1 protein-coding gene is annotated in these 309 nt (G+C 38.2%); it reads right to left on the bottom strand.

The features are described 5' to 3' along the window. The coding region (locus FDW96_RS26115; RefSeq protein ID WP_137365791.1) for a DUF3310 domain-containing protein at positions 1-174 on the bottom strand (174 nt) is incomplete at its 3' end. Positions 175-309: the final 135 nt, after the last annotated feature.

Below are 309 nucleotides of genomic sequence, written 5' to 3'. Positions count from 1 at the left end.
GTTACGGTCTTTGTCGTAGCTTTCACCCTCTTTCTTGCCAGCTCTCACTAGATACTTTAATACCTGCATTGTATACCAGCCTGCAAGCTCTTCATAGTTAAAATGATGTTTAAAGTATTCGTTAAGTTCCATACCGTATTCATTGGCATAGTGCTTATTTGTACCATAATTCATTAGATGTTACCCCCAATCCATGCAATAAGCAACGTCGCAAGCATACCTATCCAAGTGATAGCGATAAGTGTAAAGCCGACACCTGCAACCATCATTAAAGTTTTTACTGTATCTTTCATTTTGTTCTCCTCTATT

The organism is Citrobacter sp. TBCS-15, assembly GCF_005280815.1.
In the GTDB taxonomy this organism is placed as follows: Bacteria; Pseudomonadota; Gammaproteobacteria; order Enterobacterales; family Enterobacteriaceae; genus Citrobacter; species Citrobacter werkmanii.
The sequence above is the reverse complement of the archived record's forward strand: the minus strand, read 5'-3'. Positions and strand labels throughout refer to the sequence as shown.